Source organism: Cellulomonas pakistanensis (assembly GCF_016862755.1).
Lineage (GTDB): Bacteria > Actinomycetota > Actinomycetes > Actinomycetales > Cellulomonadaceae > Cellulomonas > Cellulomonas pakistanensis.
The window spans coordinates 71,609-87,112 of record NZ_BONO01000010.1; the positions used below are offsets into that span (position 1 = coordinate 71,609).

A 15,504-nucleotide genomic window follows, 5' to 3' on the forward strand; every position below is an offset into this window, starting at 1 on the left:
CCACGCGCCCGCGCTCACCGGTCACCGGTCACCGGTCACCGGTCACCGGTCACCGGTCACCGGTCACCGATCGTCGATCACCGATCGCCGTCGAGCTTGCAGTAACTGCGGGGTTCAGGCGTGAGAACCCCGCAGCTACTGCAAGCTCGACGCGCGATGGCGGGCGGACGTCGGCGCGCGAGCGCGGCGGCGCCGACCAGCGCGCGCCCGGCGCCGCGGGCGAGCCGACGGTCAGCGGCGGAGGACCACCACCTCCGCCGGGCCCAGCGTGATCGGCTCGCCGCGCGTCCAGCGCGCGTCCGTCAGCAGGTCCACCCCCTCCGCGTGCGCCGGCACCGTCACCGGCTCCGTCCCGTGGTGCAGCACCAGGTCGACCCGGTCGCCCGCCGTCGTCACCCGGGTCGCGAGCTCCAGCCCGGGCACGTCCGCGTACGGGCCGAGCAGGTCGTGCCGTCCGAGCGCCGTTCGGACGACGTGCGCCAGCCCCGCCTGCGCCAGCTCGGTCCCGAGGTACCAGACGTGCCCCTCCGGGCCGCCGTCCGCGCCGGGCACGACGTTCCGCGTGACCGCGGGCTCGCCGGCGTAGAAGTCTGCGCCGTACCGCGCCATCACCTCGGCGCCCTCGGGGACCAGGATCTCGAAGACCATGCGCCCGTCGACGGTCGGCGCCCCGGCGCCCGCGAACGCCACCGGGTTGGCCACCGCGGGCTCCGCCGCGTCCGTCTCCGCCACCCGCACGCCGGCCAGCCCCGCGAGCGGCCCGGGCACGTCGGCGAGGAACCGCCGGTCGTCCTCGTCGACGCGCCCCGACAGGTACCCGGTCAGCACGGTTCCGCCACGACCCGCGACCTCGCCCAGCCGCGACGCCAGGTCGCCCTTCACCATGTGCAGCAGCGGCGCCGCGACCACGTCGTAGCCCGACAGGTCCGCGGTCACCGGGACGACGTCGACCTGCGCGCCGGCGTCCCAGAACGCCCGGCCCCACTCGAGCAGCGTCGGCAGGTAGCGGACCAGCCGATTCGGGCCGTCCGCCATCTCGACCGCCCACCACGAGTCCCAGTCGACCAGCAGCGCCGTCCGGGCCGGCGTCCGGGCGCCGAGCAGCACGTCCCCGACCCGCGACAGCTCGGCCCCCAGCCCGGCGACCTCCCGGAACGCGCGGGTGTCGAGCCGGCCGGAGTGGTCGAGCACCGCGCCGTGCGTCATCTCGCAGGCACCTCGGGAGGCGCGCATCTGGAAGAACAGGACCGAGTCCGCCCCGTGGGCGACGGCCTGCCAGGACCACAGCCGCACGATCCCCGGCCGGCGCACCGGGTTGACGTCGCGGGACGCCGTGACGGTCGGAGTCTGCTCCATGAGCCAGAACGGCGCGCCGTCCTTGAGACCGCGCATGAGGTCATGGGTCAGCGCGGTGCGCCACGGCTCGTCGCTGCGCGGCGGGTAGTTGTCCCACGACGCGAAGTCGAGGTGCGGCGCCCAGCGGTGGTAGTCGAGCGGCTGGAAGAACCCCATGAAGTTGGTCGTCACCGGCAGGTCGGAGTGCGCGCGGATCGCCGCCTTCTCCTCGCAGAACTGGCGGATCGCGTTGTCGGTGCTGAACCGGTAGTAGTCGAGCGTGATGCCCTGGAACGCGGTGTACCCGCGGCCCTTCCAGTGCTCGGTGAGGGCGCTCGGCGGCTCGATCTCGTCCCAGTCGGTGAACCGGTGCGACCAGAACGTCGCGTTCCACGCCTCGTTCAGCGCGTCGAGCGTGCCGTACCGGGCGCGCAGCCAGACCCGGAACTCCGCCGCGCACAGGTCGCAGTAGCAGGCTCCGCCGTCGCCGCCGTACTCGTTGCCGATGTGCCACGCGATCACCGCCGGGTGGTCGGCGTACCGCTCGGCGATGCGACCGGCGATGCCCGCGGCCAGGCGGCGGAACGCCGGGGACGACCAGCACGCGTTGTGCCGCTGGCCGTACCGGTGCTTGCGCCCCTCGAAGTCGACGCGCGTCACCTCCGGGTACGCGTGGGCGATCCACGGGGACAGCGCGCCGGTGCCGGTGGCGAGGCAGACCTGGCGGCCCTCGTCGGCCGCGCGCTGCACGATCTCGTCCAGGACCGTGAAGTCGAACGTTTCCTCGGCGGGCTGGGTGAGCGACCAGCTGAACACGCCGAGCGTCACCGTGGTGATCCGGGCGGCGTCGAAGGCGGCGTAGTCCGCGTCCCAGACGTCCTTGCCCCACTGCTCGGGGTTGTAGTCGCCGCCGTAGGCGATCGAGTCCGTGCGCGGCAGCCGCGCCGGGGTCCGCTCGGGCACGCCGGTGCGCAGCGGCTGGGCGTCAGTCATGGACGGTGAACCTCTCGGTGACGTCGGCGACGAGCGGGCGGGCCATCACGTGCAGCAGCAGCACGCCGGCCCAGGCGAGCAGCAGGGTGACCACGTCGAACGCGAGCGCGGTCACGGTCGCGCCGACCAGCAGCAGGCTCAGCACGCCGAGGCTGAACCGCCACTGCGGCACCACCTGCGCGAGCGCGATCCGCACCGCGTCCCGCAGCCGGAAGGCGAACCGCGCCTGCAGCACGGCCAGGTGCCCGCCGACGACGGACAGCAGCGCCGCGAGCACGAGGCCCGCCGGGCGGAGCGCCGCCCCGCCCGGCACCAGCTCGGCGTGCGCGGCGTTGAGCGCGAGCACCGTCAGCACGGCCAGCAGCGGCGCCCACCAGGCGAGGGTCCCGAGCGCGTCCCGGCGGTACGCGCGCCAGAACCCGCGCGACGGGGACAGGTCCTGGTCGACCTCCCACGACCGGGCCGCGGCGAGCCCAGCGACCAGCGCGGGCCCGACCGGCAGCAGCGCGACGGCGTACAGCGGCAGGTTGGCGGCGGAGCGGTCGAGCAGCACGACCAGGACGGCGGTCGGCAGCGTGGTGAGGACGAGCAGCGCCTCCAGCACCAGGACCCGGTAGAGCGCGGCGGTCCCGCGGGACAGCGCGCCGGGGCCGACCTCGCCGTCGTTCCAGGCGCGCGCGCCGCTCACCGGGCACCCCCGGCCGCGTCCGGCGCACCGGCCCCCAGCAGCCGCCCGTCGTCCGTCCACGCCGGCGCCTCGTCCGGCGCCCCGGCGACCTCGACCAGCGCGATCCCGTGCCGCCCGAGCGCGACGTCGACCGCCCACCGCCCCGCCGACGCCGACACCCGGCGCACGGTCAGGGACGGCGCCGACGCGTCGTGCAGGTCCGCGAGCGCCCGGCGGTCCGGCGCGAGCGGGCTGCCCATCGCCTGCCACGCGGCGCGGACGTTGCCTCGCTCCGCGTCGACGTGCCGCTCGGTGACCACAGCCGGGCCCGCGCCGGGCAGGTCGAGCCGCACCCGGTGCCCCGCCTCCGCCACCCGCGCGCCGTCGAGCGGCTGCCACAGCAGCGCCGAGATCCGGCCGTCGGGGTGCCGCGTCACCAGGTGGTCGTCCCCGCGGGCCAGCACCGCGGGCCCGAGCCGCGCCATGAACGCGTAGAGGTGGAACGCCGGCTTGCGCAGCTGGCGGTGGCCGAGCAGGCCGAACCCGCCGTGCAGCGGCGCGGTCGGGACGCCCTCCTCCTCGAACACGTCGCACAGCGTCCAGTAGGAGAACGAGTCGACCAGGTCGCCGCCGCCCGCCAGCACCGGCGCGAGGTACGCCGCCTGGTACGCGGTGTCGTGGATCGGGTTGTCCGGCCGGTAGGACGAGGAGAACTCGGTGATGTGCACCGGCAGCCCGTCGAGCGCGGTCCCCGCCAGCAGCGCCCGCGGCGTCGCGAGCTGCGCGAGCAGGTCCTGCGGCGGCCGCAGCGTCTGGTAGGTCCCGAACGGCACGTGCTGCGCGGGGCCGGACGTGTACGCGTGCTTGCTGACGAAGTCGCACGGCAGGCCCTCGCGCTCGACGAGGTCGGCGAACCGCGGCAGCCAGTCGTCGGCGCCGGGCGACACCGCGGGGCCGCCGACGGGGATGTCGGCGTCCACGTCCTTCACGGCGCGGGCGCTGGCGGCGTACAGGCGGTGGTACGCCGCCTCGTCGGCGCCCTCCCAGAACACCGGGAGGTTCGGCTCGTTCCACACCTCGACCGGCCAGGTGCGCACCTGCTCGATCCCGTACCGGTCGACCAGGTGAGTCAGGAGCGCGCGGACCAGCTCGGCCCACGCGTCGTGGTCCCGCGGCGGCGTCACGTTCCCGCGCCACCAGAACTGCGTCTGGTCCCCGGACGCCAGCGCGGCGGGCATGAAGCCGAGCTCGACGAACGGCGCCACCCCGGCCTCCAGCCAGGTGTCGACCACCTGGTCGACGTAGGCGAACCCGTACCGGGTGCCGGCGCGGCCGTCGTGCGACCACGGCCGGACCAGGCCCATGTCGTCGTGCAGCAGGCCGTGCGCGCGGGTGGCGCGGAACCCGATCTCGTCCTGCACGACGGCGAGCGAGTCGCGGTAGTCGGCGTGCAGCACCTCGCGGGTGCGGCCGGTGCCGACGCAGGCGCGCCAGGCGTCCGGCAGGGCGGCGACGGGCTGGGACGGGACGACGACCGGCGCGGCACCGGCCGGGGTGGTGCTGGACATGCGGGGCCTCTCGGGTGGTGCGAGCGGGAGCGGCCGCCGCCCCGGGGCGCGCGAGGGCAGTGCGCGCCCCGGGGCGACGGAGCCGGGGTCAGCCGTTGTCCGCCACGTAGCGCTCGCGCGCGCCGTTGACGATGTCGACGTACTGCGTCGCGCCCTTGGCCTCGTAGTCGGCGACGAACGCGTCCCACTCGGACAGGTCGCGCTGGCCGAGGATGAACTGGACGGTCGCCTGCGAGACGGCGTCCCGCAGCGTCGTGTCGATCAGCGCGAGCTGCTCGCTCTCGGTCTCGTCCAGCGGGGCCGGCGGGGCGAGGTCGATCATGTCGTAGTCGGCGACGGACTCCTGGAACGCGATCTCGTCCTCGGAGAACGTCGACCACAGCAGCTCGGTGGCCCCGCCGTAGGCGAAGTTGCCGCCCGCGAAGCCGAAGTCCTTCTGCAGGTGCTTCGTGCCCGACGGGTTCAGCCCGACGTAGTCGACGTCGGCGGCGAGGGTGCGGGTGCCGTCGGCGGCCTTCTCGAAGGTCGTGCCCTCGACGCCCCACTTGGTGAACTCCTGGCCCTCGTCCGAGTAGAACAGCCAGTCGATGAACTGCATCATCGCGACGAAGTTCGGCGAGTCCGCCGCGTCCGCGTTGATCATGATGCCGTTCTCCGTCTGGGAGACGGGGTTCAGCACGCAGCCGGCGTCCCCGCACGGGAACGGCATCTTCGCGACCGTGGCCTCGGGCGCGTTCGACGCGAGACCGGGCTCGTACTCGTTGACGATGCTCTGCGCGTTGGCGCCGATCGCCACCGACTTCCCGGTGACGAACTTCTGGATCGCGGAGTCGTCGTCCTGCGTGAAGCTCTCCGGGTCCATCAGGCCGTCCGCCACCAGGCCGTGGAAGTACTCGACCATGGCCTTGTACTCCGGCATGGCGGCGGTGGCCACGAACTCGTCGGCGTCGCCGTCCCAGGTGGCGTTGTTGTAGCCCCACCCGCCGGCGGTGCCGAACCCGAGCGCCGCGATGTTCAGCAGGTTGCCGCCCGGGTAGGTCTCGGAGAACCGGTCGGAGAACGGGTACTCGTCCGGGTTCGCCTCCTTGATGGCCTCGAGCGTGGTGCGGAACTCGTCCCACGAGGTCGGCACGTCGAGGCCTAGCTCGTCCAGCACGTCGGTGCGCAGCGCGATCGAGTAGTCCTGCCACGGCGCCTCGTGCAGGCCGGGCAGCACGTAGAACTTGCCGTCCGCCTGGCGGAGCTGGTCGATGTTCGCCTCGAGCCCCCAGTCGGCGACCTTCTGCTGGAAGTTCGGCATGAGGTCGACGTAGTCGGACACGGGGAGGATCGCGCCGGACGACACGAACGCGTCCTCCTGGCCCGGGTACGTCTTGGCGATGATGTCCGGGGCGTCGCCCGCGCCGATCAGCAGGCTGCGCTTCTGCTCGTAGTCGCTCATCGGGACGAGCGTCGGGTCGAGCGTGACGTCGGTGCGCGCGGTGATCTCGGACCACAGGAGCCAGTCGTCCTGCGACGGGTAGTTGGGGTGGTCGGAGAACAGCAGCGAGAAGGAGAGCGGCTCGGTGGCGGTGAACTGGTCGCCGGCGGCGTAGTCCTCCATCGCGCCGGTCCGGTTGTCGAGGCCCGAGGTCTCCTCGTCGCCCTCGGACCCGCCGGAGCAGGCGGTCAGGGCCAGGGCGAGGGCGGCGACGGCGGCGAGGCCGCGCGCCCGCGTGCGCTGGGACATGGGTGTTCCTTTCGTGACGAACATCGTCGTTTGTCGCGGGAGGGGAGAGCAGCGGGGGTCAGCCCTTGACGGAGCCGAGCATCACCCCCGAGACGAAGTACCTCTGGACGAACGGGTAGACGCAGAGGATCGGGAGGACGGTGAGCACCATCGTCACGGACTGGATGTTGGCCGAGACCTGCGCGACGTCGGCGGCCGCGGCGCCCGTGGACTGGGCGGTCGACGACCCGGCGATCAGGTTGCGCAGGTAGACGGTGACCGGGAACAGCTCGGACTTGTCCATGTAGAGGAACGCCGCGAACCACGAGTTCCAGAAGCTCACCGCGTAGAACAGCAGCATCGTGGCGATGACCGCCTTCGACAGCGGGATGACGATCTTCCACAGGATCCGGTAGGTGCCCAGGCCGTCGATCTGCGCGGCCTCCTCGAGCTCCGCCGGCAGGTTCTCGAAGAACGCCTTCATCACCAGCAGGTTGAACACGCTGATCGCGTTCGGCAGGACGATCGCCCACAGCGAGTTCTTCAGCCCGAGGCTCGTGATGAGCACGTAATTCGGGATGAGGCCGCCGTTGAAGAACATCGTGAACACGGCGATCCCGATCAGGACCGTGCGCCCGCGCAGGTGGTGCTTCGAGATGACGTACGCATAGCAGGTGGTGAGCACGAGGGCGATGGCCGTCGCGACCACCGTGTAGATCACGGTGTTCTTGTAGTTGGTCCAGAACATCGCGTCGCTCATGACGAGCTCGTACGTCGTCAGGTTGAACCCGACCGGCCAGATGTTGACCTGCCCGGACCGGATCGCGGTGTCCGAGCTGAACGACCGCGCGATGATCATGAGGAACGGGTAGAGGGTCACGGCGACGACACCGAGCATCGCCACCACGTTGAAGACCTTGAACACCCGGTACCCGCGGGAGTCCTTCATCAGGGAGCCCTTGCGCGCCGGCAGGGGGCCGGCGGCGGTCTCGACGGTCGTCACCACAGGCTCGCTCCCACCGCTCGCTTCGAGATCGCGTTCGCGGAGAGGATCAGCGTCAGGCCGATGATCGACTCGAACAGCCCGATGGCCGCCGCGTACGAGAAGTTGTTGGACACCAGGCCGACCCGGTACAGGTACGTCGAGATGACGTCCGCCGTCGGGTAGGTCAGCGGGTTGTACAGCAGCAGGACCTTCTCGAACCCGACCGCCATGAACGTGCCGATGTTGAGGATGAGCAGCGTGACCATCGTCGGGCGGATGCCCGGCAGGGTGACGTGCCAGGTCTGCTTCCACCGGTTCGCACCGTCGATGCGCGCGGCCTCGTAGAGGCTCTCGTCCACCGTGGTCAGCGCGGCGAGGTAGAGGATCGTGCCCCAGCCGACGGTCTGCCAGACCTCGCTCGACACGTAGATCGCGCGGAACCACTCGGGCTGCTGCAGGAACGGCACCGCGTCCCCGCCGAGCGCCGTGACGACCTGGTTCACCGTGCCCTCCAGCGAGAGCAGCTGGAACAGCATGCCGGCGATGATGACGATCGACAGGAAGTGCGGCAGGTACGACACCGACTGCACGAACCGCTTGAATACCCGCGAGCGCAGCTCGTTGAGCAGCAGGGCCAGGACGATCGGCAGCGGGAAGCAGAACAGCAGCGTCAGTGTCCCGATGACCAGCGTGTTCCGGAAGACCATCCAGAAGGTCGGGTCGGACAGGAACATCTCGACGTAGCGGAAGCCGACCCACTCCTCGCCGAAGATGTTGCCGCCGGCGCGGAACTTCCGGAACGCGATGACGTTGCCGAGCATCGGCGTGTACCGGAACACCGCGAAGAAGATGAGCGGCAGCAGGGCGAGCGAGTAGAGCTGCCAGTCCCGGCGCAGCGCGGTCCGCCACGGCACCTTGCCGGCCGCCCGGCCGCGCGGTCGGGCGGGGCGGCGCCGACGGCGCCCGGGATCCGCGGCCGGCGTGATCTCCGCCGCCGGTCCGGCCGGGCCCGCCGGGACGGGCGCCGGCGTGGCGATCTCGGGGCCCTGGACGGTCATGCCCGCACCGCCTCGCCGACGCGCACCGCGGTCGTCGCGACCAGCTGCCGGTCGTGGCCCACGGCGCGGCGGTCGCCGACCAGGACCAGCGGCACGGTGTGGTGCACGTCGGCGCTCGACCGGGCGACCCGCAGCTCCACCTCGCCGGGCTCGACGACGAGGCCGCCGTCCACCCCGGCGAACGCGGTGAGGTCCGCGTGCAGCGTGAAGGTCACGGTCGCCTCAGCGCCCGGTGCCAGCTCGACCCGGCGGTAGGCCACCAGGAACGCCTCGGGCCGGGTCACCTCGGCGACCGGGTCGTGCAGGTACACCTGGACGACGTCCGCGAGCGGCCGGTCCTCGGGGTTGCGCAGCACGACGTCGACGCGGACCTCGCCGTCGACCGGCCAGTGCTCGGCCTCGCACGTGACGTCGCCCCACTCGAGGTCGGCGTAGGACGCGCCGTGGCCGAACGGGAACAGCGGCGTCGGGTCCAGGCTCGACACCTGCGTCCTCCGCCCGAGCGGCGGGGCGAGGTACGTCGAGGGCTGCGAGCCGGGGTCCCGCGGGATGCCGACGGGCAGGTGGCCCGACGGGTCGACGGCGCCGGTCAGCACCCCGGCGATCGCCGGCCCGCCCTGCTGCCCCGGGAAGAACGTCTGCACGAGCGCGCCCGCCCGGCCGACGAAGGCGCCGAGCGCGTACGGGCGACCGGACAGCACCAGCACGACGACCGGTGTGCCGGTGGCGAGCACGGCCTCGACCAGGGCGTGCTGCTCGCCCGGCAGCCGGAGGTCCGGCGCGTCGTTCCCCTCCCCCGAGGTGCCTCGGCCGAACAGCCCGGCCTGGTCGCCGACCACGACGACCGCCACCTCGGCCTCGGCCGCGAGCGCCACCGCCTCGGCGAAGCCGTCCCGGCCGGGAGCCTCGACCTCGCAGCCGCGGGCGTGCGCGACCTCGACGCCGTGCGCGGCGCGCAGTGCGTCGAGCACCGTCGGGATCTCGATGCCCATCGCGTGGTCGGGGTGGTGCACGCCGACGTGCGCGGGGAACGAGTAGCAGCCGAGCATCGCGTACGGGTCGTCCGCGAGCGGCCCGACGACGGCGACGCGGGCGGCGGGCGCCAGCGGCAGCGTGCCGCCGGCGTTCTCCAGCAGGACCACGGCCTCCTGGGCGAGGCGCAGGGCCGTGGCCCGCTGGTCCTCGCCGTCGAGGGCGACGGCGCCGGTCGCCGCAGGGGCGTCCGGGCTCCAGCCCGGGTCGAGCAGTCCCAGCTCGATCTTCTGGGTCAGCACCCGGCGCAGCGCCCGGTCGACGAGCGCCTCCGGGACGTGGCCCGCCTCGACGGCCGCGACCAGCGGCTCGCCGTACGCGTGCACCGAGGGCAGCTCGACGTCGATCCCGGCGGCCAGAGCGCGGCCCGCGGCCTCGCCGTCCGTCGCGGCGACCCGCTGCAGCGTCCGGAGGAACGCGACGGCGAAGTAGTCGGCGACGACCACGCCGTCGAACTCCCACGCGTCGCGCAGCAGGCCGGTGAGCAGGCGCCGGTCCGCGGCGGCGGGCACCCCGTCCACCTCGGCGTAGGAGTTCATCACTGACCGGGCGCCGCCCTCGCGGAGCGCCATCTCGAACGGTGGGTAGAACACGTCGGCCATCTCGCGCGGCCCCGCCGACACCGGCGCGTGGTTCCGGGCGGCCCGCGACGCGGAGTACCCGGCGAAGTGCTTGAGCGTCGCGACCGTGCCGGCGCTCTCCAGGCCGCGCACGTAGGCGGCCCCGACCGTGCCGACCAGGTACGGGTCCTCGCCGATCGTCTCCTCGACGCGGCCCCACCGGTAGTCGCGGACGACGTCGAGCACCGGCGCCAGGCCCTGGTGCACGCCGACGGACCGCATCGACCCGCCGATCTGCGCCGCCATCTCCTGCACGAGCTCCGGGTCGAACGTCGCGCCCCAGGACAGCGGCACCGGGTACGCGGTCGCGCCCCAGGCGGCGAACCCGGCGAGGCACTCCTCGTGCACCTGGGCCGGGATGCCGAACCGGTTCGCGGCGACGACCGCGCGCTGGGCCCGGGCGAGCGAGCGCGCGCCCTGCGCGGGGTCGACGGGCGCGGTGCCGAACGGCCGGGTCAGCTGGCCCAGGCCGTCGGCGATCACGTCCACGAACGCCGGGCCGTGCTGCGTCATGTCGCCCTGGTGCGGCGCCACGTCGCCGCCCGAGGCGTCCGCGCCGACCCACAGCCCGACGAGCTGGCTGGTCTTCTCCCGGAGGGTCATCGCGGCCACGAGGGCCTCGGCCCGCTCGGCCACCGGCCGGCGCACATCGCGCCAGACGGGAGGTGCTGCGTCGCTCATGTGAAGTCCACTTCGTCGTGGGTCCGGCGGGCCGCCGTTTCGAAACTTGCGTTGCAGCCACCGATACTGTTTCACCCGCACCGTAGGCGTGACCGCCGACGTCCGTCAACCGTCGCGATGCCTCTGCCGCTGAGCAGGAGCGTGCGCTACAGTCGGGATCCGCTGCTCGTCAGCGACAGTTTCGAAGGGGAACCATGCCGAGAGGCCGCACGACGATCGCCGACATCGCCAGCGAGGTGGGCGTCTCGATCCCGACCGTGTCGAAGGTCCTGAACGGCCGCGCCGACGTCTCCGAGGCGACCCGTGCCCGCGTCGAGGCCGCGCTCGAGCGGCACGACTACCGCAAGCCCGTCGCCACGCGCGCCGGCGGCGCCGGCGTCCGACTGCTCGACCTGGTGTTCCACGCCGCCGACAACCTGTGGGCGCAGGAGATCATCAAGGGCGTCGAGCAGGTCTGCGGCCCCGAGCGGGTGGGCGTGGTGCTGTCGGAGCTCGGCGGCGAGCACCGCCCGCGGCAGGAGTGGATCGACGACGTCATGGCGCGCCGCCCCCTGGGCGTGCTGCTCGTGCTGTCCGACCTCGACGCCAAGCAGCGGCACCAGCTCGAGTCCCGCACCATCCCGTTCGCCGTGGTCGACACCCAGGGCGCCCCACCCGCGGGCGTGCCGACCGTCGGCTCGAACAACTGGAACGGCGGGCTGTCCGCGACCCGCCACCTGCTCGCGCTCGGGCACCGCCGGCTCGGCGTGATCTCGGGCCCGGACGACATGCTGTGCTCCCGCGCCCGGGTCGACGGCTTCCGCAGCGCGCACGACGAGCTCGGCGTGCCGTGGGACCCGGCGCTGATCCGGTGGGGCGCGTTCGACGCCGCCAGCGGGTACCGGCACGGGCGCGACCTGCTCGACCGGCCGGATCGGCCGACCGCCGTGTTCGCCGGGTCGGACTACCAGGCGCTCGGCGTGCTGCGCGCGGCCCGGGAGCTCGGGTTGCGCGTCCCCCAGGACGTGTCGGTGGTCGGGTACGACGACCTGCCGATCAGCCAGTGGCTCGACCCCGGGCTGACGACCGTGCACCAGCCGCTGCGGGAGATGGCGTCGCTGGCGACCCGGATGCTGCTCACGCTGTCCGCCGGCGGGCAGCCGCCGTCGATGCAGGTGGAGCTGGTGACGGAGCTGGTGATCCGGTCGTCGACGGCGCCGCCTGCTGGGGTGGTCTCGGCGTGAGCGGGGGGTTGGGCGCGGGGGTGCTGGACGGGGTCCTCGACGCGCTGGAGGGGCTCGACCCGCACGCGCTGGTCGTCGCGCGCCACGGCACCGTCCTGGCCCGCGCGACGTGGGCGCCGTACGACGCGTCGCGCGCGGCGCTCGTCTACTCGGTGTCGAAGTCCGTGACCGCGCTGGCCGTGCTGCTGCTGGAGTCCGAGGGGCGGCTGTCGCTGGCCGACCCGGTCGACCGGCACCTGGACCTGCCGAACCCGCACGGCATCACGCTGCGGCACCTGCTCACGATGACCACCGGGCACAGCCGGGAGCAGACGTCCGTGATGCCGGTCGACCCGGCGGTGCTGCTGACGACGACGCCGGCGTTCCCCGTCGGGTCGCGGTTCGCGTACTCCTCCCCCGCGACGTGCACGCTCGGCCGCGTCGTGCACGCCGTCGCCGGGGCGCAGCCGACCGAGTACCTGCGGCCGCGGCTGCTCGAGCCGCTCGGCATCGGGGCGCGGTGGTGGCGGGCCCTGGACGAGGTGGAGCAGGGGTTCTCCGGGCTGCACCTGACGGTCGACGACCAGGCGCGGCTCGGGATGGCGCTGGCGGCGGGCGGGTTGGCGTCGGACGGGACGCGGGTGCTGCCGGTGTCCGTGGTCGAGGCTCTGGCGTCGGGGTTCGTGCCGACCGCTGGGACCTTCGTCGCGGACCACGAGGGCGCCGAGCCGGACACCGCCGACGACGACTGGGCGCTCGGGTACGGGTACGGGGTCTGGCGCAGCCGGCACGGGTACCGGATGGACGGGGCGTACGGGCAGTTCACGCTCGTCGTGCCGGAGACCGGGGTCGTCGTGGCGTACCAGGGCGCGGCGACGGACACGCAGCGGGTGCTCGACGTGCTGTGGGGGCTGGTGGCGGCGGCCGGGTCGTCGGACCCGTCGGACGCGTCGGACGCGGGGGCGTCGGTCGTCGAGCGGGACTCGTGGGCCACGCGGGACCGGTACGTCGCGTCGGACGCGCCCGCGCTCGACGTGGCGGGGTGGACGCTCGCCGACGCCGAGGACGCCGGGTGGCGGCTCGTGGTGCCGGCCGCGGACGGTCAGCCCGGCGGCGTCGTCGAGCTGCACCCCGACGCGTGGACGCGGGGATCGCTGGCGCTGGGTTCCGGCGACGCGGCGTCGGGCGCGCCGAGCGACCCCGTCCCGTACGGCGTCGTGCCGGTCGCCGCGCGCGCCGAGCGGCTGCCCGACGGGTCGGTGCGCGCGCACGTCGTCGCGACCGCCTCCCCGCACCGCCTCCTGCTGACCCGCGCCGCCGACGGCGGTCTGTCCGCCCGCTGGCACACCGCGCCGCTGTGGCAGCCGACGCTCGCCACCCTGCTCGTCCCGCCGCTGGTCGCTGCGCCGGCGCGGGGACCGTCCTGATCCACCGACCCACCACCGGAGCCATGACCCACGACAACGCCGTCGCCGTCACCGTCCACCCCGCCTGGCTGCCTGACGCGGCCCTGGCCCCGCTGCGGGAGCTGCCGTCCGCCGTCCTCGGCTCGGGGCCGTGCCTGGACACCGCCCGCGCCGAGCTGGGCGCGTCGCCGTCCGCGTCCACCGCCGATGCCGCGCTGGTCGTCGCCGCGGTGTCGGATGTCGGGTCGCCGGCGTCTGTCGGGCTGACACAGCTGCCCGAGGTCCCGGCCGGGGGCCACGCGATCGTCCGGACCGCGGACCGCACGGTGGTGCTGGGCGCCGACGGGCCGGCGGCGCTGCGCGGGCTGTACGCGGTGGTGCGGGAGGTGGCGGTGGCGCGGCTGTCGGGGGTCGCCCCGGGTCCGGGCACGGTGCTCAGCGCGCCGGAGCAGCCGCTGCGGATGCTCGACCACTGGGACAACGTCGCCGTCCACCCGGTGATGGGCCAGGTGGAGCGCGGGTACTCGGGCGGCTCGATCTTCTACGCCGACGGCGAGGTCCGAGCCGACCTGACCCGGGTCCGGGACTACGCCCGGCTGCTCGCCGCGACCGGCGTCGAGGCGGTGGGGATCAACAACGTCAACGTGCACGCCCGCGAGGCCCGGTTGCTGACGGACGGGCTCGGTGACGTCGCGCGGATCGCCGACGTGTTCCGGGGGTACGGCATCCGGATCTTCCTGTCGGTGTCGTTCGCCTCGCCTCGGTTGCTCGGGGGGCTCGACTCCGCGGACCCGCTGGACCCGGACGTGGCGGCCTGGTGGGCGTCGGCGGCGGACCGGGTGTACGCCGCGGTGCCGGACTTCGGCGGCTTCCTGGTCAAGGCCGACTCCGAGGGCCAGCCCGGCCCGTTCGCGTACGGCCGCAGCCACGCCGACGGCGCGAACATGCTCGCCGCAGCGCTGCGCCCGCACGGCGGCACCGTGCTGTGGCGGGCGTTCGTCTACAACCACCGGCAGGACTGGCGGGATCGTCGGACGGATCGCGCGCGGGCCGCGTACGACCACTTCGCGCCGCTGGACGGGACGTTCGACGACAACGTGGTGCTGCAGGTCAAGCACGGGCCGATGGACTTCCAGGTGCGGGAGCCGCTCTCCCCCGTGCTGGCGGCGATGCCGCGGACGCGGCTGGCGCTCGAGCTGCAGGTGACGCAGGAGTACACCGGGCAGCAGCGGCACGTCTGCTACCTCGCGCCCGCCTGGCGGGAGTACCTGGGGTTCCGGCTGGACGGTGCGCGGTCGGTGGCGTCGATCGTCGCCGGTGCCGGCGGCGGTGGCGCGCCGGCGGGCGGCGTGGCGGCGGTGTCGAACGTCGGGGACGACGAGTTCTGGACCGGGCACCCGCTGGCGCAGGCGAACCTGTACGCGTTCGGGCGGCTGGCGTGGGACTCGACGCTGACGGCCGAGGATGTGCTGGACGAGTGGATCGCGCTGACGTTCGCCGGTGCGGCGGGGCCGGACCTGGCGCGGGTCCGTCCGGCCCTGCACGAGGTGATGGACGGCTCGTGCCAGCGGTACGAGGGGTACACCGCACCGCTGGGCGTCGGGTTCATGGTGACGCCGGGGACGCACGGCGGGCCGTCGGTCGACGGGTACGAGTACTCGCCGTGGGGGACGTACCACTTCGCCGACCGGGACGGGATCGGGGTCGACCGGTCGTCGGCCACCGGGACGGGGTTCGCGGGGCAGTTCCCGTCGCCGTGGCGGGAGACGTACGAGTCGGTCGAGACGTGCCCGGACGAGCTGCTGCTGTTCTTCCACCACGTCCCGTACTCGCACGTGCTGGGGTCGGGGAAGACCGTGGTCCAGCACATCTACGACTCGCGCGCCGACGCGGTGGAGGGGCTCGGCGGGGTCGAGGCGGCGTGGGAGTCGCTGGCGGACCTCGTGGGCTCGGCGGTGCCGGTGGCGTTCGACGCGCGGGTGCGGGAGCGGCTGGACGGGCAGCGGGCGTCGGCCGTGGAGTGGCGGGACCAGGTGCGGAGCTACTTCTGGCGGAAGTCCGGGGTCAAGGACGCGTCGGGGCGGGTCGTGTACTGAGCCGGAGTAAGCCGCGTACCTCGTCGAAGTCGAACGACATCCCGCATGCGTACGCGGTGGAGCCGCCGGCCAGGCCGCCGCGGGGCCGTCACTTCCGGGGGCGGACACGTGGAGCCTGAGGACGCCGCGACCTCGTTGTGGAGGCCTCGCGCG

The 15,504-nt window shown here is 73.7% G+C and carries 10 protein-coding genes; 3 read left to right on the plus strand and 7 right to left on the minus strand.

The window, feature by feature from the left end; all coding sequences use genetic code 11:
• Positions 1 to 231: 231 nt before the first annotated feature.
• From Cpa01nite_RS08330 to Cpa01nite_RS08360, 7 genes are all read right to left on the minus strand, one after another.
• On the minus strand, positions 232 to 2,328 hold the full coding sequence (locus Cpa01nite_RS08330) for a beta-galactosidase (RefSeq protein WP_203668295.1): 2,097 nt from the start codon (positions 2,326 to 2,328) through the stop codon (positions 232 to 234).
• Positions 2,321 to 3,016, minus strand: coding sequence for a DUF624 domain-containing protein (locus Cpa01nite_RS08335; protein ID WP_203668296.1), 696 nt, complete (start codon positions 3,014 to 3,016; stop codon positions 2,321 to 2,323). The genes Cpa01nite_RS08330 and Cpa01nite_RS08335 overlap by 8 nt, the downstream gene beginning before the upstream one ends.
• Complete coding sequence (locus tag Cpa01nite_RS08340) at positions 3,013 to 4,563, minus strand: GH39 family glycosyl hydrolase (RefSeq protein ID WP_203668297.1); 1,551 nt, start codon at positions 4,561 to 4,563, stop codon at positions 3,013 to 3,015. The genes Cpa01nite_RS08335 and Cpa01nite_RS08340 overlap by 4 nt, the downstream gene beginning before the upstream one ends.
• 88 nt (positions 4,564 to 4,651) lie before the next feature.
• Entirely contained in the window at positions 4,652 to 6,292 is a 1,641-nt protein-coding gene (locus Cpa01nite_RS08345) for an ABC transporter substrate-binding protein (protein ID WP_203668298.1), read from the minus strand.
• Between the two features lie 58 nt (positions 6,293 to 6,350).
• A complete protein-coding gene (locus Cpa01nite_RS08350) occupies positions 6,351 to 7,277 on the minus strand; it encodes a carbohydrate ABC transporter permease (protein WP_373307365.1) in 927 nt (308 codons plus the stop codon).
• A complete protein-coding gene (locus Cpa01nite_RS08355) occupies positions 7,271 to 8,314 on the minus strand; it encodes an ABC transporter permease (protein ID WP_203668299.1) in 1,044 nt (347 codons plus the stop codon). The genes Cpa01nite_RS08350 and Cpa01nite_RS08355 overlap by 7 nt, the downstream gene beginning before the upstream one ends.
• Positions 8,311 to 10,647 carry a beta-xylosidase/alpha-l-arabinosidase gene (locus tag Cpa01nite_RS08360; protein WP_203668300.1) on the minus strand — a complete coding sequence of 779 codons (2,337 nt, stop codon included), beginning with the start codon at positions 10,645 to 10,647 and terminating at the stop codon, positions 8,311 to 8,313. Before Cpa01nite_RS08360 ends, Cpa01nite_RS08355 begins: the two co-directional genes overlap by 4 nt.
• A 194-nt stretch (positions 10,648 to 10,841) precedes the next feature.
• Here Cpa01nite_RS08360 and Cpa01nite_RS08365 point away from each other — a divergent pair, with 194 nt between their 5' ends.
• Genes Cpa01nite_RS08365 through Cpa01nite_RS08375 form a run of 3 tightly spaced genes read left to right on the plus strand, consistent with a single transcriptional unit; the run spans position 10,842 to position 15,351 of the window.
• On the plus strand, positions 10,842 to 11,870 hold the full coding sequence (locus Cpa01nite_RS08365; RefSeq protein ID WP_203668301.1) for a LacI family DNA-binding transcriptional regulator: 1,029 nt from the start codon (positions 10,842 to 10,844) through the stop codon (positions 11,868 to 11,870).
• Complete coding sequence (locus tag Cpa01nite_RS08370) at positions 11,867 to 13,276, plus strand: serine hydrolase domain-containing protein (RefSeq protein WP_203668302.1); 1,410 nt, start codon at positions 11,867 to 11,869, stop codon at positions 13,274 to 13,276. The genes Cpa01nite_RS08365 and Cpa01nite_RS08370 overlap by 4 nt, the downstream gene beginning before the upstream one ends.
• Before the next feature lie 23 nt (positions 13,277 to 13,299).
• Entirely contained in the window at positions 13,300 to 15,351 is a 2,052-nt protein-coding gene (locus Cpa01nite_RS08375; protein ID WP_203668303.1) for an alpha-glucuronidase, read from the plus strand.
• The last annotated feature ends 153 nt before the right edge of the window (positions 15,352 to 15,504 follow it).

Coding starts and splice junctions, on each gene's coding strand:
- Cpa01nite_RS08330 (WP_203668295.1), bottom strand. CDS start 2,328: ATGACTGACGCCCAGCCGCTGCGCACCGGCGTGCCCGAGCGGACCCCG.
- Cpa01nite_RS08340 (WP_203668297.1), bottom strand. CDS start 4,563: ATGTCCAGCACCACCCCGGCCGGTGCCGCGCCGGTCGTCGTCCCGTCC.
- Cpa01nite_RS08345 (WP_203668298.1), bottom strand. CDS start 6,292: ATGTCCCAGCGCACGCGGGCGCGCGGCCTCGCCGCCGTCGCCGCCCTC.
- Cpa01nite_RS08355 (WP_203668299.1), bottom strand. CDS start 8,314: ATGACCGTCCAGGGCCCCGAGATCGCCACGCCGGCGCCCGTCCCGGCG.
- Cpa01nite_RS08360 (WP_203668300.1), bottom strand. CDS start 10,647: ATGAGCGACGCAGCACCTCCCGTCTGGCGCGATGTGCGCCGGCCGGTG.
- Cpa01nite_RS08365 (WP_203668301.1), top strand. CDS start 10,842: ATGCCGAGAGGCCGCACGACGATCGCCGACATCGCCAGCGAGGTGGGC.
- Cpa01nite_RS08375 (WP_203668303.1), top strand. CDS start 13,300: ATGACCCACGACAACGCCGTCGCCGTCACCGTCCACCCCGCCTGGCTG.